Below are 20,969 nucleotides of genomic sequence, written 5' to 3'. Positions count from 1 at the left end.
TCCGTAATTCCAGCAAAGTGCTGCAGGAAACACGCGATACTGACATCAGCCTGAATGCGCCGTGAACACGGACGATGCATGCGGCAGTTGATAGGCAATGCCGCATCCGAATAGGTGAGAAGACAGAACCTATCAAGCCCCGGCACGACAGAACAACACACAACGCCTGCGATTAACGGTGTCGGATGCATGATTCCCACCGGAGGACGGGAAATCCCGACGAAACGTCAGCTCTTGTTGCTGACGCCGGCCTGCGCAAAAGTCGCCATGCCGGAATGGCAGGCGGCCGCCGCCTTGACGATACCGGCCGCAAGGGCAGCGCCGGTGCCTTCGCCCAGCCGCATGCCGAGCGCCAGCAGCGGCGTCTTGCCGAGCTTTTCGATCGCTGCCATGTGTCCGGGTTCCGCCGAGACATGGCCGATCAGGCAGTGATCGAGCGCGGCCGGATTGGCGGCCTTGAGGATGGCTGCCGCCGTCGTCGCGACATAACCGTCGATGATGACCGGGATCTTCTGCATGCGGGCTGCCAGGATCGCGCCGGCCATGGCGGCGATCTCGCGGCCACCGAGGCGGCGCAGCACTTCGAGCGGATCACCCAGATGATCGGCGTGCAGCGCGACCGCCTTGTCGACGGCGGCAATCTTGCGGGCCAGCACCTCGCCCTGCGATCCCGTACCCGGTCCGACCCAGTCCTCAGCCGTGCCGCCATAGAGCGCCAGGTTGATCGCGGCCGCGATCGTCGTGTTGCCGATGCCCATTTCGCCGATGCACAACAGATCCGTCCCGCCGGCCACGGCTTCCATACCAAAGGCCATGGTGGCGGCGCAGTCGCGCTCGGAGAGTGCCGCCTCTTCGGTGATGTCGCCGGTCGGATATTCCAGCGCCAGGTCGAACACTTTCAGCCCGAGATCGTGGCTGACGCAGATCTGGTTGATGGCGGCGCCGCCGGCGGCAAAATTCTCCACCATCTGCGCCGTCACCGATGGCGGAAACGGCGTCACGCCCTGTTTCGTCACGCCGTGATTGCCGGCGAAGATCGCCACCAGCGGCCGGTTGACCGCAGGCGCCCTGCCCGTCCAGGCCGCCAGCCAAAAGGCGATTTCCTCGAGACGCCCGAGCGCGCCCGGCGGCTTGGTCAGCTGCGCATCGCGCTCGCGTGCCGCCGCCAGAGCCGCGCCGTCGGGACCCGGCAGGTTGCGCAACAATTCCCGGAAATCGTCGAACGGCAGGCCGCTGGCACTCATGATTTTTTTCCTTGTCTCGTCTCGTCGCAAGCGGGCATAGGGCTCCGCAAAGGTGCTTCCTCATAGAGCGCGCCGACAAATCCGGCAACGGCATTTGCGCCGGTTCGTGTCGCCGTCGCATGATCGGTTTGAAATCACCGATTCGCGGGGGCGAAACGGGCATGGGAGCATCTATGTTCGATATCCGAAACTTCATCGACGACGTGGCGCGCTCGGTTGCGTTCCTCAGCCGTATCCACATGCCGCAGCGCCATTTCGTCAATTTCGACGGCCGGCTCAGCCGGGCGGTGCGTGCCTTTCCCATTGCCGGATTGCTGATCGTGCTGCCGACTGCGGCGATCGTCTCGATCTTCACCGCGATCAACGCCTCGCCTTTGTTCACGGCCTTCGTCGCCCTCAGCATCCAGGCGCTGATCACCGGCGCCCTACACGAGGATGGCCTCTCCGACACGGCCGATGGCCTCGGCGGCGGTAAGACCAAGGAAAGCGCACTTTTGATCATGAAGGATAGCCGGATAGGCTCCTATGGTGCCGTCGCCCTCATCCTGTCCTTCGGCCTGCGCGTCTCGGCCCTCTCAGCCGTCCTGCCGCTGGTAACGCCGAGCGGCGCCGGGCTCCTCGTCCTGGCAACGGCGGCACTCAGCCGCACGGCCATGGTCTGGCACTGGTCTCGCCTGCCGCCGGCCCGTCGGGACGGCGTCGCAGCCTCCGCCGGCGAACCCGACGCCTCCTCGGTTACGGTGGCGCTTGTGATCGGCGTCGTCTCCGCCGCCCTCCTCCTGGCCCTGTCAGGCACATCACTGCTCTCTGCGGTGCTGGCGATCGCGGCGTTTGCGGCAACCGTGCCAGCTTTCAGCGAAATCGTCGACGGCAAGATCGGCGGCCATACGGGCGACACAATCGGAGCCACACAACAATTGACGGAAATCGCGGTGCTCGCCGCTCTTGCACTGACCATCTGAAACGCCGATATAAGTTCAAACCGCTCTTCAGTCCGGACCCCACGCCTCCATGGAATCGCCCTGTATTCTCGTCTGTTCGATCGACATGAAAACCGGATATTGCTTCGGCTGCGGCCGCACCCGCGACGAGATCGGCGCATGGACGCTCTACACATCTGAAGAGCGCCGCGTGATCATGGCGAGCCTGCCGGCCCGGTTGGAAACGGTCGAGCGCAAGCCGCGCCGCGAGACACGCCGGACGCGCATGGCACGCGAACGGGCTGACACCGAATGAACAAGCTGACCATTCTTCTCGTCATCCTGGCGGCAGGTCTTGCTCTGCTGATCCTGAATCATGACAGCGGCCAGACCTTCGGCATCATGAACGACGATTTCGGCCGGCTTGTTACGCTCGGCGCGATCGCGGCAATGATCGGCGCCGGCGTCGTCCAGAGCCGGCGCGATATCGGCCAGAGCCTGCGCCAGTTCGGTATCTGGGTGCTGATTACCCTCCTGCTCGTGTCCGGCTATCTCTACCGCCATGACCTGCAGTCCTTCGGCAACCGTTTGGCAGGCGGACTTATCCCCGGCCGCGCGGCGGTTTTCACGGATAGCGAAGGCATTCAGGAAGTCGTGCTGCACAAGGTCATGAACGGCCATTTCGAAGCGAATGTCGCGGTGAATGGCGTCAGCGTGCAAATGCTCGTCGATACCGGTGCCAGCCGGGTCGCGCTGTCCTATGAAGATGCAAGGACGCTCGGCCTCAATCCGGAAACGCTTTCCTTTACCCAGTCGGTCCTCACCGCCAACGGTGAAGCTAGGGCAGCCCCGGTGACGCTCGCCGAAGTCGCGATCGGCCCAATCGTGCGCAAGGACATCAAGGCAATGGTGACCGAGGAAGGCAAGCTCGACCAGAGCCTGCTCGGCATGAGCTTCCTTTCCACTCTGGATTTCCTGCAGATGCAGACGGATGAATTGCGGCTGAGGGATTAGTGAGTAGTGAGCAGTGAGCAGTGAGCAGTGAGCAGTGAGTAGCACCACTACCGCCTTACGAGTTTTGCAATATTCTACGCTAATCACAAATCACTACTCACCTATTTGCTCAGTTCCGCAACCGATAGCCCGTCCGGAAAATCCATGTCAGCAACCCCATCAGCATCGCCAAAAACACGATAATGATCGTGAAGCTGACGATCGGGTTGACGTCGGCGATCTCGAAGAAGCTCCAGCGGAAGCCGCTGATCAGGTAGAGCACCGGGTTGAAATGGCTGACCGCCTGCCAGAAGGGCGGCAGCATGTCGATCGAGTAGAAGCTGCCGCCGAGGAAGACGAGCGGCGGGATGACCAGCATCGGGATCAGGTTCAGTTGCTCGAAGTCCTTGGCCCAGATGCCGATGATGAAGCCGAACAGGCTGAAGGTCACGGCCGTCAAGACGAAGAACAAAAGCATCACGAGGGGATGCGCGATCGACAGGTCGACGAACATCCAGGCGGTCGCGAGAATGATCAGCCCGATCATCATGCCCTTGGTCGCCGCCGCGCCGACATAGCCGAGCACGATCTCGGTCATCGACACGGGCGAGGATAAAAGCTCGTAGATCGTGCCGGTGAATTTCGGGAAATAGATGCCGAACGAACCGTTGCCGATGCACTGCGTCAGAAGCGTCAGCATGATCAGGCCCGGCGTGATGAAGGCGCCGTAGGACACGCCCTCGATCTCCTGGATGCGAGACCCGACGGCGGCGCCGAAGACGATGAAATAGAGCGAGGTGGAAATGACCGGGGAAACGACGCTCTGCAAAAGTGTGCGCCGGGTGCGCGCCATCTCGAAGAGATAGATCGACTTGACCGCTTCGAAATTCATGCCTGCGCTCCCACCAGTTCCACGAAAATATCCTCGAGCGAACTCTGCCGCGTCGAGATGTCCTTGAGCCGGATGCCCGCCTCCGCCAGTGCCGTCAGCAGCGTCGTGATGCCGGTTCTTTCGCCCGACGTGTCGTAGTCGTAGCTCAGCGCATGCCCCTCGTCCTCGATCGTCAGGCTGTAGGACGACAGGGCGTCGGGAATGGCCGCGATCGGTTCGGCGAGATCGACGCGCAACTGCTTGCGGCCAAGCTTCTTCATCAGCTCGGTCTTCTGTTCGATCAGCAAAATCTTGCCGCCGTTGATGACGCCGACGCGGTCAGCGATCTCCTCGGCCTCTTCGATGTAATGGGTTGTCAGGATGATGGTCACGCCGGTCTCGCGCAGTTTCTCCACCACCTTCCACATGTCCTTGCGCAGGTTGACATCGACGCCTGCCGTCGGCTCGTCGAGAAACAGGATGCGCGGCTCGTGGGAGAGCGCCTTGGCGATCAGCACGCGACGCTTCATGCCGCCGGAGAGCTCGCGCAGCATGTTGTCCTTCTTGTCGTAGAGCGACAGGTCCTTCAACACCTTCTCGATATGGGCCGGATCCGGCTTCTTGCCATGCAGGCCGCGCGAGAAGGAAACGGTGTTCCAGACCGTCTCGAACTGGTCCGTCGTCAGTTCCTGCGGCACCAGCCCGATGATCGACCGCGTCGCCCGGAAATCCCGGACCACGTCATGGCCGCCGACCAGCACCGTTCCACCGGAAGGATTGACGATGCCGCAGATGATCGAGATCAGTGTCGTCTTGCCGGCGCCATTTGGCCCAAGCAGCGCGAGGATTTCGCCCTCCTCGATCTCGAGGCTGACATTCTTCAACGCCTGAAACCCGGATGCATAGGTCTTGACGAGATTGGAAACGGAAACGATGGGAGCCATGAAAAGGGATTCCGGAGGGGACGGGTGCGCAAAGAGATGCCTTATATGGGGCGTCCCGCAGCGAATTTCAGCTGAAAAATGAGAAAGAAGCGAAAAAACAATTCGCACCCGACACAGGCACCCACGATCCCGGCATCTGTCATCAAACCGTGACGGTCATATCGCATGTTCGCGTCGTGGAACACATTCTACGCTCGTATGATTTGCACGAACCGATCCGCAGTCCCCCCTTCAGGCAGGTTCATTTCGGCCGGCGCGATGCCGGCCATTTTTTTTGCGCATCCAAGCGTCAGTCGCAGTGGCGGTAGCCGGACTTGCGGCTTCTGAGGTCGAAATGGAAGTGATCCTTGTGATGCGGATCGCTGCCGGGGCCGAGCACGGTGTTGAAATATTTGCAGCTGTCGCTGCGCACGGCCTTGAGCAGCCCCTTTTCACGGAAGGCGAAGAAGCCGGGCTTGCGCACGTCGATCTCCTTGCCGGAATTCAGCACGAACTTGCCGACGTCGATGGCATTTCCATGGGCATGTTCCGACATCGGATTGCCGCGCCGCGAGTTCATCGTCCGGCAGGAATAGCCGCCGAGCGGCTTGATCCGCTTGATGCCGGAGAGATAGCGGTAGCGGGCGGATGGGGCCAGTTCGTTCTTCACCCATTTGGCGAAGGCTTCTGTCACCTCGCAATTGAGCTTGACCGCCGGCTTGACCTCGATGCCGCCCGACAGGCCCGAAAGCTCGATCGGATAGTCGATGCCGCAAGCCTTGCCGTTTGAAATGCGCGGGATGTCGCTGAATTCCACCCTGAGCTTCTTCAGCCGCTGCCGGCAGGCGACTTCGGAGGCCGGCATGCGGCCGGTGAAATCCGGCTCGGAAACCGGGTTTTCAGCACGTGGCAGGAAAGCGACCTGCCGCTCCTCCTGTACCTGACGCTTCTGCAGCATGACGCGCTGCTGCTGGTCGAGGAACTGCGCCTTGCGCGCTTCCTCGGCTGCGATCTTTTCCGGGCTCAGCGGCGGCAGGTCGGGATCGTAACCCGGATCGGCGTCAACGGCACTGGCGACACCTTGCGGCCCGCCCACCTGCTGGACCGTATCTTCACCGATCCCGCCGACGACCGGTTGGCTGGCATTGCCTTCGGCAATATCGCGGTTCTGTTCCTCGGCAAGACCGACCACCGGCTGTGATGCGGGCTCGACACCCAGCATCGCGTCCATGTTGACGCCTTCCGGCGGCACGGTCATCGACTGCGTCGCACCGAGCGATTGCTGGGCGCCATTGTCGGGCTCGCTGTCAATCATTGGCAAACGCTGGCCGGTCGCCCGCGAATCGACCGGCACGGCATCATCGGAATTTTCCGAAAAGGTCGCGACCGGCGCTTCCTGTACAGGATAGGCGGTTTCGCGCGGCACGCGCCCCTCGCGAACCGGAGGAATGGCGCTGACCCGCGCCGACGAATCAATCCGGGCGGACGGGCTCAAGTCATCGGTCGAGCAGCCGGCGATTGCCAGCGACAGCAGGCAGGTCAGCGTCAAACGCGGGAAAAGGGAAACATACGCCATACCTGATTGCTGCCTCTCAAAATGCATCGAAATGCATCATCCGCACTCGCCCCGCGCCTTCTCCAGCCTGCGGACCGCCTGTGTCGAAAGGCGGGCGCTGGTGGCGAAAGGCCGTGATGTCTCAGGATTTTATGCAAACAGGGTAAACGAAGCCTTTCGGCGCTGGTACCAGCATTGGCGTGGGCCAGAAGTAAGCCAACCTTTACCGAGTCTCCAGCAGCAAGCCCCGGTGATCGGACACTTCCGGCTCCGCCACGGCATCGAAAGAGATAACCTCCACGTCCGGAGTCACCAGCATGTAGTCGGCATAGCGACCCGGCTTCTCGTAATAGGATGTCCGTGTATCCGTATGGCCGCGCGACACGACGAGATCGGTCAGCCCGAGTTCCGCCAGGGCGGGAAACATGGAACTATCCGGCAGCACATTGAAATCGCCGCAGACGATGAGCCGCTCGTCGCCCGGCCAGATCCGCCGGATCAGCGCTGTCAAGGCCTTCGTCTGCGCATCGCGCGCCGGCGTATCGCCCTTGCCGGCCAGATCCCGCAATCCATGCATCTGCGCGACGGTGATCGCAAAGCCTTGGTCATAGTCGAACAGCCGCAGGCACTGCGCATTCCGCGCCCGCGGATGCGGACCCCAGCCATCCGGCGAAAATGCGCCATGGACGAAATCCATCGCCTGACCGATCACCCCCAACGATTTGCGCACGAAGGTGGCGAGCCCGAATTCCGAGAAAACCGGTGTGTCGCCGTCATGCAGAAGCCCGCGTGCGGTGGGTGCGAAAAAGGCCTGATGGTCGGGCAGCAGGGCGGCGATCTCTTCGAACAGCGCGGCGCGTTGCGGCAGCTCGACGCCGATATCGCGATAGGAGAGCCAGCCGGCCGGCCTGTCCGGTGTGCGCACCACTTCCTGCAGGCAAAGCACATCCGCATCGACATCGGCGAGATAAGCCATCAGCGACTCATGCAGCCTTCCACCCCAGGTATTCAGCGAAAGGATGCGCATTGCTGGCTCCGGCGTCATCTTAAAAAATCAGCCGCCTCCCGCGATGGAAGGCGGCCTGGTTTCGGCAAGATCCGCCCTTACTGGCAGGGATTGTTGTCGATCACGCGAAACCCTTCGGCCTCAGCCGTGCAGGCATTCGGGAAGGTCTGACGCTGGCGGCCCTGACGGGCACAAACCGGCGCAAATTCCCGCGTGCAGGCCCGCTGCGGACGGCTTTCGGGATCACGACCCGGCCGCGCGTTCGGATCACGATCTGGCCGGCCCTGCGGCGGCCGCATGTCGCTGTCATCGACCGGCCGCGTATCGTCACGGCGGCATTCGCGCTTGGCGATCACCCGGAATCCTTGCGCTTCGGCCATGCAGGCATTGGAAAAGGTTTGCTCGCGCCGCCCCTGTCGTGCGCAGACAGGATCATATTCGCGGGTGCAGACTTGCGGCCGATCATTGCCGATATCTGGACGCTCCGGGCGGCACTCGCCACGCCCGACGATGCGGTAACCATCGGCTCGCGCCTGGCAGACATTGGAGAACGTCCGGCGCCGTCCGTTATCGCTGGCGCAGACCGGATCATATTCCATCGTGCACATTTGCGGCAAGGATGGCTCCGGGCGCGGACGCGGGCCGCCGCCTTCATCGACCACCGTGCAGGCCGTGAGTGTCGCCAGCGACAGCGCAGCCAAAGCGCCGACGCGGATAAGGGCGCGTTGAAACGACATCATGCAATAGTCCTCCCCTTGCGTGAGGCCGTTTCACACTTTTGCAAGATCGGCCGCAACACCTTGAATCACTGCGCCATTCTCGCGGCAATTGAAGCGCGGTCAAGGCACGCAACGCAAAATCGGCGATCCAGTTTCGGGATAATGGCACGCAACCGGAGGCAAGAAAAAGCCCGCGTCCTTTCGAACGCGGGCAATCGGCATTTCCGTCTTTTGAATGATCAGGCTGCGCGGCTGTAGCCCTTCTGGCTTGGGTCGCCGGAGAGCCGGAAGGTCTGCAGCAGGCTCTTCAACTCGCGGCTTTCCTGCGCCAGCGTCTGGCTCGCCGCCGTGGTCTCCTCGACCATCGCGGCGTTCTGCTGGGTCATCTGGTCCATGCTGTTGACGGCGGTGTTGACCTCGGCCAAGCCTGTCGCCTGTTCGCGGGCCGCCGTCGCGATCGAGGCGACATGCTCGTTGACGCGGTTGACCAGACCTTCGATCTCCATCAGCGCATCGCCGGTCGAGCGCACCAGCGACACGCCGGTCTCGACTTCGGTAGCGGAGTTGCGGATCAATTCCTTGATCTCCTTGGCCGCACCGGCGGAACGTTGCGCCAGTTCGCGCACTTCCTGCGCCACGACCGCGAAGCCTCGACCGGCTTCACCGGCACGGGCCGCCTCGACGCCGGCGTTGAGCGCCAGAAGGTTGGTCTGGAAGGCGATCTCGTCGATCACGCCGATGATCTGGCTGATCTTGGTCGATGAACCTTCGATCCGGCTCATGGCGGCGACCGCGTTGCGGACGATGTCGCCGGACCTGGCAGCGCTTCCCTTGGTCTCGTTGACCATTTCGCGCGCTTCGGAAGCCCGTTCGGAGGCGCTCTTCACCGTCGAGGTGATTTCGTCGAGGGCCGCGGCCGTCTCCTCGAGTGCTGCGGCCTGCTGTTCGGTCCGGCGCGACAGGTTGTTGGCCGCTTCCGAAATGTCACCGGCGCTTTCGTACACCACTTCGGTCGATTGAGCGATCGACTGGATGACGCCACGCAGCGCGTTGACCGCCGTATTGAAGTCGTCGCGCAGCTTGGAATATTCCGGCGCGATGCGGCTGATTTCCGCCGTCAGGTCGCCGCTCGCGAGCTTTTCGAGCGCACCGCCGACCGTGGCCATGGCTTCGGCCTGCGCCTGGGCGCCGGATTGCAGGCGATTTTCGTTGCTGCGGCGTTCGTCGTCGAGACGGTTCTGCTGCTCGGCTTCACGTTCACGCAAGCCGATGCGCTCCTTGACCGAGTCGCGCAGAACCACCAGCACGCCGGCCATCTGGCCGATCTCGTCCTTGCGGTCGGTCTCGGGAACATCGCCGGAAACATCTTCGTCGGCAATGGCACGCATCGAAGCCTTCAGGCGCTCGACAGGGCCGACGACGCTGCGCACGATCGAGAAGGCGGCAAGCAGGATGATGAGAGCCGCGACACCACAGATGACCGCGACCTGGATCAGTCCCTCGCGGAACATGGCCGCCAGGTCGTCCGCATAGACGCCGGTGCCGACCACCCAGCCCCATGGCTTGAAGCCGGCCACATGCGAATATTTCAATACAGGCTCCTCGGCGCCGGGCTTCGGCCAGTAGTAATCGACAAAACCCTTGCCGGAAGCCTTCACCGTATTGGCGAATTCGACGAACAGATGTTTGCCGTTCGGATCCTTGTTTTCCGTCAGATCGGTGCCGTTCATCGCCGGCTTGATCGGATGCATCACCATGTTCGGATGCATGTCATTGATCCAGAAATACCCGCTGTCCTGATAGCGCATCGCGCTGATGGCCTCGATGGCGCGCGCCTGCGCATCCGCTTGGCTGAGCGTGCCGGCTTGCTGCTGCTTGTAATAAGCCTCGAAAACGGTCACCGCGTTCTCGTTCATGGCTTCGAGCATGGCCTTGCGCTGTGCCACGAGTTTGTCCTGCTCTTGGAACAGGCCGAGCGTCATGACGGCGGCCATGGTCACAAGCGCCAAGGCCACCAGCGCATAAAGGCGCACGGAAATGCGGAAATGTTTCATTAAGCCCAATCCCCCTCAAATCTTCGTAAGGCGAAAGATACGGAGCGGAATTTGCCAACTTCCTAACGGAAGACTGCTAAAATTGATGTGTTTTCGCTTACCTTCCGTTAAGGTTCAATCCAGGGATACATTCGCCTTTAGGCGCCACGCATCGGAAGTTGTCGCGAAACGTGGAATCCCTATCTTGCCCGGTGTGATCATCGGTACCCGCTACCGGCGGATATTTCCGCCTGCAGCATAATTCCTTAAATCACAATCAATTTAAGGATAAAATTGAGCAGCATATTGAAAGTGCTACAGCGACCTTTGCGCGTCATATTTGACGCGCGGCGCTGTAGGGTCTTTTCCGATCCCGTCCCCTCGGGTTACATCGGATTCGAATGGAGACGATGGACATGACCAAGCCGAATGGCGACCTGACCTTGCGCACCCTCGCCATGCCGGCTGATGCCAATGCCGCCGGCGACATCTTTGGCGGCTGGGTCATGGCGCAGATGGACCTGTCCTGCGGCATCCGCGCCGCCGAGCGCGCCCGTGGCCGCGTCGTCACCGCCGCAGTCAAGGAAATGGCCTTCGAAATGCCGGTGAAGATCGGCGATACCCTCTGCATCTATACCGATGTCGTCAAGGTCGGCCGCACGTCGATGACGCTGAAGGTCGAAGCCTGGGCCCAGCGCTATCTGTCGGACCGCATGGACAAGGTCACCGACGCACTATTCGTCATGGTGGCGCTCGACGAGAACGGCCATCCGAAGCCGGTTCCACCCGAGGCGTGAACCCAGCCCGGTAACAAGGGAGCCTAGCGATGGAACAGCTCGTCGATCCGCAGATCTTCTCCCATATCCGCGTCGTCATGGGCATGGTCATCAGTCTTTCGATGGCGCGGCTGCTGAGCGGACTCGCCATCTTCGTCCAGCATCCTGGCAAGACCAGGATCTACTGGCTGCACCTCGGCTGGGTGCTTTTCATGTTCCTGTACCTGATCTATTTCTGGTGGTGGGAATACCGGCTGCATATGGTGCCGGTGATCGATTTCAGCGTTTATCTGTTCGTCATCGCCTATTGCTGCATCTTCTTCTTTCTGTGTGTCCTGCTGTTTCCGACGACCATGGAGGATTACAGCGGTTACGAACACTATTTTATGTCGCGCCGCGCCTGGTTCTTCGGCTTCCTTGCGCTCGCCTACGCCCTCGACCTCATCGACACCGCGTTGAAGGGCAAGGCCTATTTCCTGTCCTACGGGCTGGAATATCCGCTACGCAACGCCGCCTATATCGCGCTGTGCATCATCGCCGCGATCACCCCGAACCGCCGCTTCCACGCCGTCTTCCTGACGGCCGGCCTCGCCTACCAACTCATCTGGATTTTCCGCGCCTTCGATCTCCTGGACTGAATGGCGAGCCCGCTACACCGACTTGAGATAGATCGACGACCGGTTGAAATCGAGGCCGGGGAAGATCGTGCCGGTCAGGCTGTCCGCCGAGATATCGAACTGACGGTATAGCATCGCCGCCGCCAGTTCGCGCACGTCGCCGGTCGGCATCAGGTCGCGGCCGTTGAGCAGGCTCGCCTCATCGAGCCCCGGCCAGCGGCCGATCACCTTGCCGCCGTCGATGCCGCCGCCGGCGATCACGGCCATGCCGCCGGTGCCGTGGTCGGTGCCGCCGGAGCCGTTTTCGTGCACGGTGCGGCCGAATTCGGTGATGGCGACGACGATCGTCTGGCGCCAGACATCCGGCGACAGGGTCTGGCGGATCGTCTGGATCGCAGTCATCAGTTCCGTCGCCGGCGCCCTAAAAGCATTCTTCTGGCCGGCATGTGTGTCCCACCCGGTGATCGAGAAGCTGGCGATGCGGTAGTCCTGCATCAGCATGCCCGCCGCCAGCCGCGCCACGTCGGCGGCTCGCGCGCCGCGCTTGACGTCGGCGTAGAGGGCATCGGCGGAAAAATCCGTGATACCGGCGTCCGCCATCGCCTTGGCGAACGGCGGATCGTTGCGATAGAGCCGCTCGAAGAAGTTCCGCTCGTCCGTCTGCATCGCCAGATCGGTTCGCGGCGACCAGACCTCGACATCGTTCGTGCCCGACAGCAGCAGTTCGGCCGAACTGTTGACATCGATTGCCTTGCGCGACGAGACCGAGGGAATGGTTGACAGCGCCCGGTTCAGCCAGCCGGTCTTTTCGTCGCCGACGCTGATGCCGCCATTTTCCAGGACGTCCTGCCCGTCGAAATGGCTGCGAGCGTCGCGGTAGGGCGTCGAGATCGATTGCACGAAGGTCAGTTCGCCGCGCTTCCACAGCGGCAGCAGGTCCTTCGCATGCGGGTTCAATCCATAGAACCCGTCGAGATCGATCAGGCCCGTATCCGGCGTCATCGCCAGGGTCGGGCGATGGCGCTGCAACAACGGATCGCCGTAGGGCTGGACCAGATGCAGCCCGTCCATGGCGCCGCGCAGGACGATGGTGATCAGCCGCTTGTCGCCGGGTGCTGCGGCCAGCGTCATCGATGTCATCAGCGGCGCGGCGGCCGCGCAGCAGGCCGAGGTCAGGAAAGCGCGGCGGCTGATCGTCATCCGGTCCTTGTTCTCCATCGGGCCTATCTCCTGTTGAATTCCGGCGACGCCAGCACCAGCGCCAGCCCCATCTGCCGGTTGGGCGCCTTCGAGACGATGTCGATCGTGTCCTGCCGGGCGGCATCCCGCAGGGTGTCGCGCAGGAAGTCGCGCGGATCGATATCCCCACCGAGCTTCGTTGCCGCCAGCCGTGCCCAGGCAATCCGGTCGGCAAGCGGCCCGCCGGCGATCCAGGCGGCAAAACCGTCGTCGAATCCGGCCGGGCTCGGCGGCCGCCAGACCGGCTGGCCGAGGCGAGCGACGGCCTGCACGGTCAGGGGATTGGGCCGCACCTTGCGGACCTCGGGGTCGGCCAGCATCGGATCTGCATTCTCTTGCGACGCCGATGCCATCGCCTCGTCCGCCGCGGGTATCGTCGGCTTTGGTTTGCTGAGGCCCAGGTCACGCATGGCATCCTCGTCGGTTTCCAGCGCCCGCAGACCGGAAACGATATAGTCGAACGGTAGTTTGGCCTTCTGTCCCTCATCGTGCCAGCTTGCCGGATGCTTCAGCATGGCGGCATAGACGGCGGTCAGGTCGCCATCGTTGCGCTGCCACGCGGTCGTCATCGCATCCACCACGTCCACTGGAGGCGTATCGGCGAGGAAATGCCGGGCGATCTTGTGACAGATATGCTTGCGTGTCTCAGGCGCAGCGACGAGATCCTCGATCATCGCGCCGATTTCGCGCTGCCCGCGCCCGCCGCCGCCATAGGTCTTGCCGAACACCATGCGCTCGCCGGGCTCCGCCATGTTTACCGCATAGCGCGCCCGATACGTCCTGCGATCGACAGTCATGCCGGTCAGGATGAAGGCGGCGTTGCGCACATCCGATTGGTCATAGCCACTGCCCGCGCCGAGCGTATGCAGTTCCAGCAGTTCGCGGCCGAGATTCTCGTTGAGCCCGGTCTTGCGCTTCATCCCCTGCGGCGAGGACGGCCCGAAGGATTTTACCTGATCGAGATAGATCAGCATGGCCGGATGCAGCACCGCCGCCTTGACCAGATCGGCAAAGCGGCCGGCCATATGGGGCCGGATCGCCTCGGCCTCGTAGACCGGCACCAGCAGCCGCGCAAAATCCTCCTTGCGGGAGCTGACGCTGAAATGATTGAGCCAGAACGAAGCCAGCCGCTCGTTGAAGCCGTTCGGCGACAATACGGCCTGCATGAAACGGGCATGCTCGTCAGCCGCCAGCGTATTGTTCAGGCCAGTCAGGAAGCGGATGCGGTACCGCCGCTTGGTGACATCATCGACGGTCTTGTTGAACTCCCGCAGGGCTGCCAGTTCGACGACCGCATCGGAAATCCGCTGCCGCCCGGCGGCAAGTCCGCCCGCCGGAAAAACGGGAGGCGCGCGAAGCCCGGCATCGAGCTGCATGAGGATGTCCTCGACATTCTCAGGCGGCATCTGCCCCGGCCGAAAGCCCGTGCCGAAGCGTATCGCCGCCATGGTTGAAAACGTCAGACTCATCGGCCCCTGCCCTCATTCATCCCGGTCAGGCGTAAAGAGTGCTTGTGGCAATTCTGCGGATCAACCGAAACCTTGCGGAAATTTAACCTTTGAAAACGAAAGCCGCGCCGCCGGCGATCAGGCAGAAACCGATGGCATGGTTCCAGGTCAGCGACTCCTTCAACCAGAACACCGAAAAGCCGGCAAAAACCACCAGCGTGATGACTTCCTGCATCGTCTTCAGTTGCGCCGCCGTATAGACCTCGTGGCCGATCCGATTGGCCGGCACCGCCAGGCAATACTCGAAGAAGGCAATGCCCCAGCTTGCGATGATGGCCATGTAGAGCGGTGAGGACGTATATTTCAGATGCCCGTACCACGCGAAAGTCATGAAGACGTTGGACAGCAGCAGCAGCAGGATCGGCCAGACGGCGGCCGCGTTCAGGGAAAATGGCATAACGAATCCTTGGGAGACGAGGTGGATGGAGCGAAGCATGTACCTCCGTCCGCCGCGAGTTCAAGCTGGAATTCGTGGGGGATGGCGAGCAGATCGCATGCGTGATCAGCGAGCCTTGATGAATGGCCCGTGCAGCCAGCGCGGTGCCGGTCATCGGTCCAGTCATGACTTGGGCGTCCGGCATGCACGCATGCCATCGGCACTTTTTCCACCCTTTTATGGTGTTTCAGATCGAAACAGGCAAAACGATGCAATTACGTTACTGGAACAGAGATCGCCCAGACCTATCTCCATGTGTTAATTCTGAACAATGGACGTGAAGAACAATGCGAACCTCGTCATGCCGGCACCGGTGGCATCGCTGAACACACCCCAACAACTGAGCCCTGCCCTGGCGGCCGAGGTCGAGCGACAACTCGCCGGTCGTACGCGTGATATTCGCCTCAACAAGGAACTGGCCGAACTTTTTCGGCAACGGTCGTGGCCACAGGCTTCCAAGATCATCCGCGCTTGGCTGATTTGGGTCGCTGTCATCGATATCCTGACGCTGGGCATGAATGCCATCCTGCTCCCGGCAGAGACAGTCACGTCGATGATTCTTCCTGCAGCGATCGTTCCGCCGGTCGCTCTTGCGACAGCAGTGGCTTTCACCAGACCTGTATCCCTGCGCAAGCGAAGACTTACGGCTCTTTCGGGCCTGTTTGTCATCCTCCTTTGCCTGGCCCAGCTAGGCGTCCATGCCGGCGCGGAATTTTACGAGCGGCACTTGACGATCATGCTTTTCGTCGCGGTGACGGCCATCATCATATTTCCCCTTCCGCTCATATTCGCGGTGGCGACCGCCGTTTTTTCGATTGGGCTCTGCCTCGTGTTTCAACTCCAAAATCCGGCAATCGGGACCGGCAGCGCCCTTTCGGACACGCTGTTCTTCTCGATCGGCGTGCTCGCGACAGTCGTCGCGCGGCGGACTGCCAATATCCTCGCGCACAAGACGTTCCTGCTGGAATTGCGGGATCGCAATCGTCTCGCGGATCTCACCGACGCGAATACGCAACTTGAACGTCTCGCCGGAACCGATCCCCTGACCGGGGTTGCCAACCGGCGTTCCATGGGACAATCGCTCCACGCCTTCTGGACCGACAATATCGGGAACGGAAAGGGCGTCGCGATCCTGATGTGCGATATCGATCATTTCAAGCGGCTCAACGACACTCTCGGACATGCCGAGGGAGACCGGTGTCTGGTCGCGGTCGCGAAGCTCATTCGCGCTTGTCTGCGAGACGGGATCGATCAGGTCTCCCGCTATGGCGGAGAGGAATTCCTGATTCTGTTGCCGGGTGCGGATGAACAGGCGGCGAGGGTCGTCTCCGAGAGAATTCGCAGCGAGATAGAAGCCGCGGCGCTTCCCAATCCCGCATCCAGCGTCATCCCCTATGTAACCGTCAGCATCGGCGTGGCGGTGCTGGCGCAAAATTCCGAAGCCGTGTCGGCGGAGCGCCTGCAAAAGCGCGCCGACGTGGCGCTCTATCGGGCGAAGGAAAGCGGGCGCAACCGGGTGGTGGTTTATGCGCCGGATATCGGGTCCTGAAGCCGGTCGCGAACAGTTTCACGATGGGTCACGGATAGCACCCCTTCGAGGAGCGATGACCGGGCCGGGTGATGCCCTCTCTCAATTCACCCCCGCGTCGTGCTGCGCTTTCGCCGCTTCCTCGATCCCGATCCGGCTCACGAGACGCGCGGTGACCAGCAGTGTCACCAGATCCCGGATCATCGATGATACATGCCGGTCGAAATCGATGTCATGCGCAATGTCGGGCAGTTCGAAGAAGTTCCTCTTGGTCGGCACCAGCAGGAAGCATTCATGGCTGGAGAGCGCAATGCGCACGACATCGTCGCGCCAGACGTCAGAGAGATAATCGAGCGCCTTGACCAGCGGCCCCTCGATCAGGGGTCGCGCGGCCGTCGTGTTGTCGGTGCGGAATTCATGCGTCGCGTCGATCGTGGGGTCGCCGCTCTCGATGATGCGCAGGTCACCCGTTCCGAACAGTTCCCGTGCCAATTTCTGCATGCCGGTCGGCCGCTTGGCCGCCGCCAGGATGCCCGGAAATGGCCGGTCGAGATAGAAATGGAAAATCACACCGTCGAACAGCGTCGTCTTGTTCTTGCCGCCGGTCTTCAGTTCCGCTTCCGACAGCATGAAATGCATGCCGTCATGCTGTCCCGAGATCGCGTCGTCATGCTCCGCCACGCCGTATTTCAGCAGCGCCCACTTCGGAAACTTCTCCATGAAGCGCGGGACAAGGCCCTTCGTATAGCGCATCTCCTCGACGAAGCCGAAGATCAGCGGCAGCATGCGGTTGCGCAGGTTCTGCTGGAAATCCCGGACCGGCTTCATGCAGAAATTGTAAAGCCCCCAGCCGATGCCGAACAGGATGGCGATCACCACGCCCAGCCCCTCGCCCCAACCGATCTCCTTGACCAGCATGAAGAAAACCACCACGGCAACGACGGCGTAGATGCCCATGACAATCGTCAGCCGCCATTCCATCGCTCGCTCGAGGCCTGGCCGCGCATCGTTGTAGTCGCCGATCGCCGTGCGCACCGACGCCAGCGCAGCCTCGTCCGGCATCACCCTGGCGACATCGAATGCCTGATCGCTCATGAACACACCTCCTGTTCAAGGACGGCCATGCTGTCCGGAATATTCGCGGCAGCGCTTATGCGGCCATGCTAACATGACAGCCGGGCGTTCAGAACAGCTTGTTCGTTCGATGGCGGCGCCGAACGAGCCGGGCTGTGACGCCGGCCCGCAATTCATGACAAAAACTGGCAGCAGGCCACTACCCCGTTGCCTTTTTGTACTCATGCACCCCTTCACTTTCGGCCGGACTCTCTCCATATTCCGACCATGTCGAAAGCACCGAAAAAATCCCTCCGCCCCGACCCTGACGGCTTCGAGGAAGCCCCGCAGGCCTCGTTCGAAGGCTCCCCCCTGTCTTCCAACGTCGCCGACTGGGCCGAGGAACTGCAGCGCATGGCCGAGGCCGAGACGATCGAGACCCGCCATGACGTCGCTTCCAAGGCCGGCAAGCACCGCAAGACGGTCGAGATCGCAGCCCAGAAGGCAAAAACGGCCAAGGGTGGCGACGGCGTCACCGCCAGCCGGTCGGGCCGCGGCACCTCGATGGGCGGCAGCACCGATCCCAAGACCCGCGCCGCCGCCGGCCTCAATCCGGTCTCCGGCCTCGACGTCTCGCTCGAGGAGGCCGGCACGCTGGCGTCCGGCAGCGTCACCGCGACCGTCGAGGCCCTGTCCGCGCTGATCGAGAGCGGCAACCCGCTGTTCAAGGACGGCAAACTCTGGACGCCGCATCGGCCCGCCCGGCCGGAAAAGTCCGAGGGCGGCATCCAGATCGTGATGAAGGCCGATTTCGAGCCCGCCGGCGACCAGCCGACCGCCATCAAGGATCTCGTCGAGGGCCTGAACAACGGCGACCGCTCCCAGGTTCTGCTCGGCGTCACCGGCTCCGGCAAGACGTTTACCATGGCCAAGGTGATCGAGGCCACCCAGCGCCCCGCCGTCATCCTGGCGCCGAACAAGACGCTGGCGGCGCAGCTCTATTCCGAGTTCAAGAACTTCTTCCCCGACAATGCGGTCGAATATTTCGTCTCCTACTACGACTACTACCAGCCGGAAGCCTATGTGCCGCGCTCGGATACCTTCATCGAGAAGGAATCGTCGATCAACGAACAGATCGACCGCATGCGCCACTCGGCCACCCGCTCGCTGATTGAGCGCGACGACGTCATCATCGTTGCCTCCGTCTCATGCATCTACGGTATCGGCTCGGTCGAGACCTATACCGCCATGACCTTCCAGATGACAGTCGGCGACCGGCTCGACCAGCGCCAGCTGCTCGCCGACCTCGTCGCCCAGCAATACAAGCGCCGCGACATGGATTTCCAGCGCGGTTCGTTCCGCGTCCGAGGCGACACGATTGAAATCTTTCCGGCCCACCTGGAAGACGCCGCCTGGCGGATCTCGATGTTCGGCGACGAGATCGATTCGATCACCGAGTTCGACCCGCTGACCGGCCAGAAGACCGACGATCTGAAGAGCGTCAAAATCTACGCCAATTCCCACTATGTCACGCCGCGCCCGACGCTCAATCAGGCGATCAAGTCGATCAAGGAGGAGCTGAAACTCCGCCTGGCCGAGCTGGAAAAGGGCGGCCGCCTGCTCGAAGCCCAGCGGCTGGAGCAGCGCACCCGCTACGATGTCGAGATGCTGGAAGCCACCGGCTCCTGCGCCGGCATCGAGAACTATTCGCGTTACCTCACCGGCCGCCAGCCCGGCGAGCCGCCGCCGACCCTGTTCGAATATATCCCCGACAACGCCCTGCTGTTCATCGACGAAAGCCATGTCTCCGTCAGCCAGATCGGCGGCATGTATCGCGGCGACTTCCGCCGCAAGGCGACGCTGGCCGAATACGGTTTCCGCCTGCCCTCCTGCATGGACAACCGGCCGCTGCGCTTCGAGGAATGGGACGCCATGCGCCCCGATACGATCGCCGTCTCTGCCACCCCGGCCGCTTGGGAGCTGGAACAGTCCGGCGGCGTCTTTGCCGAACAGGTCATCCGCCCCACGGGCCTGATCGATCCGCCCGTCGAGGTCCGCTCGGCGAAAACCCAGGTCGACGACGTGTTGGGCGAAATCCGGGAAACAGCCCAGGCCGGCTACCGCACCCTCGTCACCGTGCTGACCAAGCGCATGGCCGAAGACCTCACGGAATATCTGCACGAACAGGGTGTTCGCGTTCGCTATATGCATTCGGACATCGACACGCTGGAGCGCATCGAGATCATCCGCGACCTGCGTCTCGGCGCCTTCGACGTGCTGGTCGGCATCAACCTGCTGCGCGAAGGCCTCGACATTCCCGAATGCGGCTTCGTCGCCATCCTCGATGCCGACAAGGAAGGCTTTTTGCGCTCGGAAACCTCGCTGGTCCAGACCATCGGCCGCGCCGCGCGAAACGTCGATGGCAAGGTCATCCTCTATGCCGACCAGATCACCGGCTCGATGCAGCGCGCCATGGAGGAAACCTCCCGCCGCCGCGAAAAGCAGGTGGCCTACAACGAGGCCCACGGCATCACCCCGGAATCGGTCAAGGCCAAGATTTCCGACATCCTCGACAGTGTCTACGAAAAGGACCATGTCCGCGCCGATATCGGCATCAAGGGCGTCAAGGGCGGCATCACCAGCCTGGTCGGCAACAACCTCGCCGCCCATCTCGAAGCGCTCGAAAAACAGATGCGCAACGCCGCCGCCGACCTCGACTTCGAAACCGCCGCTCGCCTCCGCGACGAAATCAAACGCCTGAAAGCCGCCGAACTCGCCGTCATGGACGACCCGATGGCACGGCAAGAAGCGCGGGCTATGGAAGGGGCCGGCAAGAAGAAGGCTGCGGCATCCTCCGTCGACTCCCTCCCCCCTGTGGGGAGGGTTGGGGAGGGGAAAGCCACAAACTCCGGCCGGATCTCCCCCCTTGTGGGGGAGATGTCAGCAAAGCTGACAGAGGGGGGTGCCACCCCAACCTCCGAGTCTGCCGCAGTACCCCCCTCTGACCCTTCGGGCCATCTCCCCCACAAGGGGGGAGATCAGCCAGGCCGTTCCCTCTTCACCAAACCCGCCCTCGACGACATGGGCCGCGACGTCGCCACGCCCGCCGGCAAATCCCTGTTCCGCAAGAACACCCTGGACGAAATGACCGTCGGCCGCACCGAAAAGCCGGTCAACACCAAGGGCGCCCTGCCAGACAAGCCCGACGCCGCCAAGGCGAGCAAACGCTTCTCCCCGCTCCTGGAAGGCCAGCCGGAAAAGGACTTATCCCCCACTCCGTCATCCTCGGGCCTGACCCGAGGATCCACCGACGACCCCCGCCCCCTCCTGCGCGGCAAGATCGGCGCCGGCTCCTACGAGGATCCGGGCGAACAGAAGCGCAAGGGCCGCACCAAGGGCAAGACGGGACGGCCGGGGCAGTAGACCGTCGGCAAACTCCGGCGTTACCCCTCACCTGCAACTTCTGACACTTAGCTAACTCGTAATGAATGCAGCGCTTAGCCGGCTAACTCTCCTACCTTGCACGGCGGAGCGGACCTCCGCTTGCT

18 protein-coding genes are annotated in these 20,969 nt (G+C 62.3%); 7 read left to right on the top strand and 11 right to left on the bottom strand.

Features of this window, described 5'->3' with window-relative positions; all coding sequences use genetic code 11:
• Positions 1-227 precede the first annotated feature (227 nt).
• Complete coding sequence (gene cobT / locus ACST81_RS12010) at positions 228-1,244, bottom strand: nicotinate-nucleotide--dimethylbenzimidazole phosphoribosyltransferase (protein ID WP_438747898.1); 1,017 nt, start codon at positions 1,242-1,244, stop codon at positions 228-230.
• Positions 1,245-1,417: 173 nt separating this feature from the next.
• Between cobT and ACST81_RS12005 the strand changes: the two genes are divergently transcribed.
• From ACST81_RS12005 to ACST81_RS11995, 3 genes are read left to right on the top strand one after another with little or no spacing between them, the layout of a single operon-like run.
• Positions 1,418-2,206, top strand: coding sequence for an adenosylcobinamide-GDP ribazoletransferase (locus ACST81_RS12005; RefSeq protein WP_438747896.1), 789 nt, complete (start codon positions 1,418-1,420; stop codon positions 2,204-2,206).
• Positions 2,207-2,255: 49 nt separating this feature from the next.
• Positions 2,256-2,480 carry a DUF1289 domain-containing protein gene (locus ACST81_RS12000; RefSeq protein ID WP_438747894.1) on the top strand — a complete coding sequence of 75 codons (225 nt, stop codon included), beginning with the start codon at positions 2,256-2,258 and terminating at the stop codon, positions 2,478-2,480.
• Positions 2,477-3,178 carry a TIGR02281 family clan AA aspartic protease gene (locus ACST81_RS11995; RefSeq protein WP_438747892.1) on the top strand — a complete coding sequence of 234 codons (702 nt, stop codon included), beginning with the start codon at positions 2,477-2,479 and terminating at the stop codon, positions 3,176-3,178. The genes ACST81_RS12000 and ACST81_RS11995 overlap by 4 nt, the downstream gene beginning before the upstream one ends.
• Positions 3,179-3,287: 109 nt before the next feature.
• Here the strand turns inward: ACST81_RS11995 and ACST81_RS11990 are convergent, their stop codons facing one another.
• The 6 genes from ACST81_RS11990 to ACST81_RS11965 form a co-directional block, all read right to left on the bottom strand.
• Positions 3,288-4,049 carry an ABC transporter permease gene (locus ACST81_RS11990; RefSeq protein ID WP_438747889.1) on the bottom strand — a complete coding sequence of 254 codons (762 nt, stop codon included), beginning with the start codon at positions 4,047-4,049 and terminating at the stop codon, positions 3,288-3,290.
• Entirely contained in the window at positions 4,046-4,972 is a 927-nt protein-coding gene (locus ACST81_RS11985) for an ABC transporter ATP-binding protein (RefSeq protein WP_438747888.1), read from the bottom strand. Before ACST81_RS11985 ends, ACST81_RS11990 begins: the two co-directional genes overlap by 4 nt.
• 289 nt (positions 4,973-5,261) lie before the next feature.
• A complete protein-coding gene (locus tag ACST81_RS11980; protein WP_438747886.1) occupies positions 5,262-6,527 on the bottom strand; it encodes an extensin-like domain-containing protein in 1,266 nt (421 codons plus the stop codon).
• Between the two features lie 202 nt (positions 6,528-6,729).
• Positions 6,730-7,533 carry an endonuclease/exonuclease/phosphatase family protein gene (locus ACST81_RS11975; RefSeq protein WP_438747884.1) on the bottom strand — a complete coding sequence of 268 codons (804 nt, stop codon included), beginning with the start codon at positions 7,531-7,533 and terminating at the stop codon, positions 6,730-6,732.
• Positions 7,534-7,610: 77 nt separating this feature from the next.
• Positions 7,611-8,252, bottom strand: a complete 642-nt coding sequence (locus ACST81_RS11970) for a Kazal-type serine protease inhibitor domain-containing protein (RefSeq protein WP_438747881.1) — start codon at positions 8,250-8,252, stop codon at positions 7,611-7,613.
• A 218-nt stretch (positions 8,253-8,470) separates the two neighbouring features.
• Positions 8,471-10,285 (bottom strand): methyl-accepting chemotaxis protein, encoded by a 1,815-nt coding sequence (locus ACST81_RS11965; RefSeq protein WP_438747879.1) that lies wholly within the window; start codon positions 10,283-10,285, stop codon positions 8,471-8,473.
• 395 nt (positions 10,286-10,680) lie between these two features.
• On the opposite strand from ACST81_RS11965, the gene ACST81_RS11960 reads away from it, so the two are divergent.
• Both ACST81_RS11960 and ACST81_RS11955 read left to right on the top strand, forming a co-directional pair.
• Positions 10,681-11,061 carry an acyl-CoA thioesterase gene (locus ACST81_RS11960; RefSeq protein WP_438747876.1) on the top strand — a complete coding sequence of 127 codons (381 nt, stop codon included), beginning with the start codon at positions 10,681-10,683 and terminating at the stop codon, positions 11,059-11,061.
• A gap of 29 nt (positions 11,062-11,090) precedes the next feature.
• Positions 11,091-11,678 carry a hypothetical protein gene (locus ACST81_RS11955; protein ID WP_438747874.1) on the top strand — a complete coding sequence of 196 codons (588 nt, stop codon included), beginning with the start codon at positions 11,091-11,093 and terminating at the stop codon, positions 11,676-11,678.
• Positions 11,679-11,690: 12 nt separating this feature from the next.
• Here ACST81_RS11955 and ACST81_RS11950 read toward each other — a convergent pair whose 3' ends face one another.
• The 3 genes from ACST81_RS11950 to ACST81_RS11940 all read right to left on the bottom strand — a co-directional run bounded on the left by ACST81_RS11950 (position 11,691) and on the right by ACST81_RS11940 (position 14,801).
• Complete coding sequence (locus ACST81_RS11950) at positions 11,691-12,875, bottom strand: DUF1501 domain-containing protein (protein WP_438747871.1); 1,185 nt, start codon at positions 12,873-12,875, stop codon at positions 11,691-11,693.
• A gap of 5 nt (positions 12,876-12,880) precedes the next feature.
• A complete protein-coding gene (locus tag ACST81_RS11945; RefSeq protein ID WP_438747870.1) occupies positions 12,881-14,365 on the bottom strand; it encodes a DUF1800 domain-containing protein in 1,485 nt (494 codons plus the stop codon).
• A gap of 82 nt (positions 14,366-14,447) precedes the next feature.
• Positions 14,448-14,801, bottom strand: coding sequence for a DMT family protein (locus ACST81_RS11940; protein ID WP_438747868.1), 354 nt, complete (start codon positions 14,799-14,801; stop codon positions 14,448-14,450).
• Between the two features lie 310 nt (positions 14,802-15,111).
• Between ACST81_RS11940 and ACST81_RS11935 the strand changes: the two genes are divergently transcribed.
• Positions 15,112-16,389, top strand: a complete 1,278-nt coding sequence (locus ACST81_RS11935; RefSeq protein ID WP_438747867.1) for a GGDEF domain-containing protein — start codon at positions 15,112-15,114, stop codon at positions 16,387-16,389.
• A gap of 81 nt (positions 16,390-16,470) precedes the next feature.
• Here the strand turns inward: ACST81_RS11935 and ACST81_RS11930 are convergent, their stop codons facing one another.
• The gene (locus ACST81_RS11930; RefSeq protein WP_438747866.1) at positions 16,471-17,463 is read right to left on the bottom strand and encodes a hypothetical protein; all 993 of its coding nucleotides are present in this window, start codon (positions 17,461-17,463) and stop codon (positions 16,471-16,473) included.
• Between the two features lie 246 nt (positions 17,464-17,709).
• Between ACST81_RS11930 and uvrB the strand changes: the two genes are divergently transcribed.
• The gene (uvrB, locus tag ACST81_RS11925) at positions 17,710-20,844 is read left to right on the top strand and encodes an excinuclease ABC subunit UvrB (RefSeq protein ID WP_438747865.1); all 3,135 of its coding nucleotides are present in this window, start codon (positions 17,710-17,712) and stop codon (positions 20,842-20,844) included.
• The last annotated feature ends 125 nt before the right edge of the window (positions 20,845-20,969 follow it).

The sequence above is a fragment of the Pararhizobium sp. O133 genome (assembly GCF_051669845.1).
GTDB lineage: Bacteria > Pseudomonadota > Alphaproteobacteria > Rhizobiales > Rhizobiaceae > Pararhizobium.
The sequence above is the reverse complement of the archived record's forward strand: the minus strand, read 5'-3'. Positions and strand labels throughout refer to the sequence as shown.

What these genes read in the sequence shown, in the direction of transcription:
- ACST81_RS11935 (WP_438747867.1), top strand. Translation starts at nt 15,112, where the DNA reads ATGGACGTGAAGAACAATGCGAACCTCGTCATGCCGGCACCGGTGGCA.
- ACST81_RS11985 (WP_438747888.1), bottom strand. Translation starts at nt 4,972, where the DNA reads ATGGCTCCCATCGTTTCCGTTTCCAATCTCGTCAAGACCTATGCATCC.
- ACST81_RS11955 (WP_438747874.1), top strand. Translation starts at nt 11,091, where the DNA reads ATGGAACAGCTCGTCGATCCGCAGATCTTCTCCCATATCCGCGTCGTC.
- ACST81_RS11970 (WP_438747881.1), bottom strand. Translation starts at nt 8,252, where the DNA reads ATGATGTCGTTTCAACGCGCCCTTATCCGCGTCGGCGCTTTGGCTGCG.
- ACST81_RS11965 (WP_438747879.1), bottom strand. Translation starts at nt 10,285, where the DNA reads ATGAAACATTTCCGCATTTCCGTGCGCCTTTATGCGCTGGTGGCCTTG.
- ACST81_RS11950 (WP_438747871.1), bottom strand. Translation starts at nt 12,875, where the DNA reads ATGGAGAACAAGGACCGGATGACGATCAGCCGCCGCGCTTTCCTGACC.
- ACST81_RS11930 (WP_438747866.1), bottom strand. Translation starts at nt 17,463, where the DNA reads ATGAGCGATCAGGCATTCGATGTCGCCAGGGTGATGCCGGACGAGGCT.
- ACST81_RS11995 (WP_438747892.1), top strand. Translation starts at nt 2,477, where the DNA reads ATGAACAAGCTGACCATTCTTCTCGTCATCCTGGCGGCAGGTCTTGCT.
- ACST81_RS11960 (WP_438747876.1), top strand. Translation starts at nt 10,681, where the DNA reads ATGACCAAGCCGAATGGCGACCTGACCTTGCGCACCCTCGCCATGCCG.
- ACST81_RS12005 (WP_438747896.1), top strand. Translation starts at nt 1,418, where the DNA reads ATGTTCGATATCCGAAACTTCATCGACGACGTGGCGCGCTCGGTTGCG.
- ACST81_RS11940 (WP_438747868.1), bottom strand. Translation starts at nt 14,801, where the DNA reads ATGCCATTTTCCCTGAACGCGGCCGCCGTCTGGCCGATCCTGCTGCTG.
- cobT (WP_438747898.1), bottom strand. Translation starts at nt 1,244, where the DNA reads ATGAGTGCCAGCGGCCTGCCGTTCGACGATTTCCGGGAATTGTTGCGC.
- ACST81_RS11945 (WP_438747870.1), bottom strand. Translation starts at nt 14,365, where the DNA reads ATGAGTCTGACGTTTTCAACCATGGCGGCGATACGCTTCGGCACGGGC.
- uvrB (WP_438747865.1), top strand. Translation starts at nt 17,710, where the DNA reads ATGTCGAAAGCACCGAAAAAATCCCTCCGCCCCGACCCTGACGGCTTC.
- ACST81_RS12000 (WP_438747894.1), top strand. Translation starts at nt 2,256, where the DNA reads ATGGAATCGCCCTGTATTCTCGTCTGTTCGATCGACATGAAAACCGGA.
- ACST81_RS11980 (WP_438747886.1), bottom strand. Translation starts at nt 6,527, where the DNA reads ATGGCGTATGTTTCCCTTTTCCCGCGTTTGACGCTGACCTGCCTGCTG.
- ACST81_RS11975 (WP_438747884.1), bottom strand. Translation starts at nt 7,533, where the DNA reads ATGCGCATCCTTTCGCTGAATACCTGGGGTGGAAGGCTGCATGAGTCG.
- ACST81_RS11990 (WP_438747889.1), bottom strand. Translation starts at nt 4,049, where the DNA reads ATGAATTTCGAAGCGGTCAAGTCGATCTATCTCTTCGAGATGGCGCGC.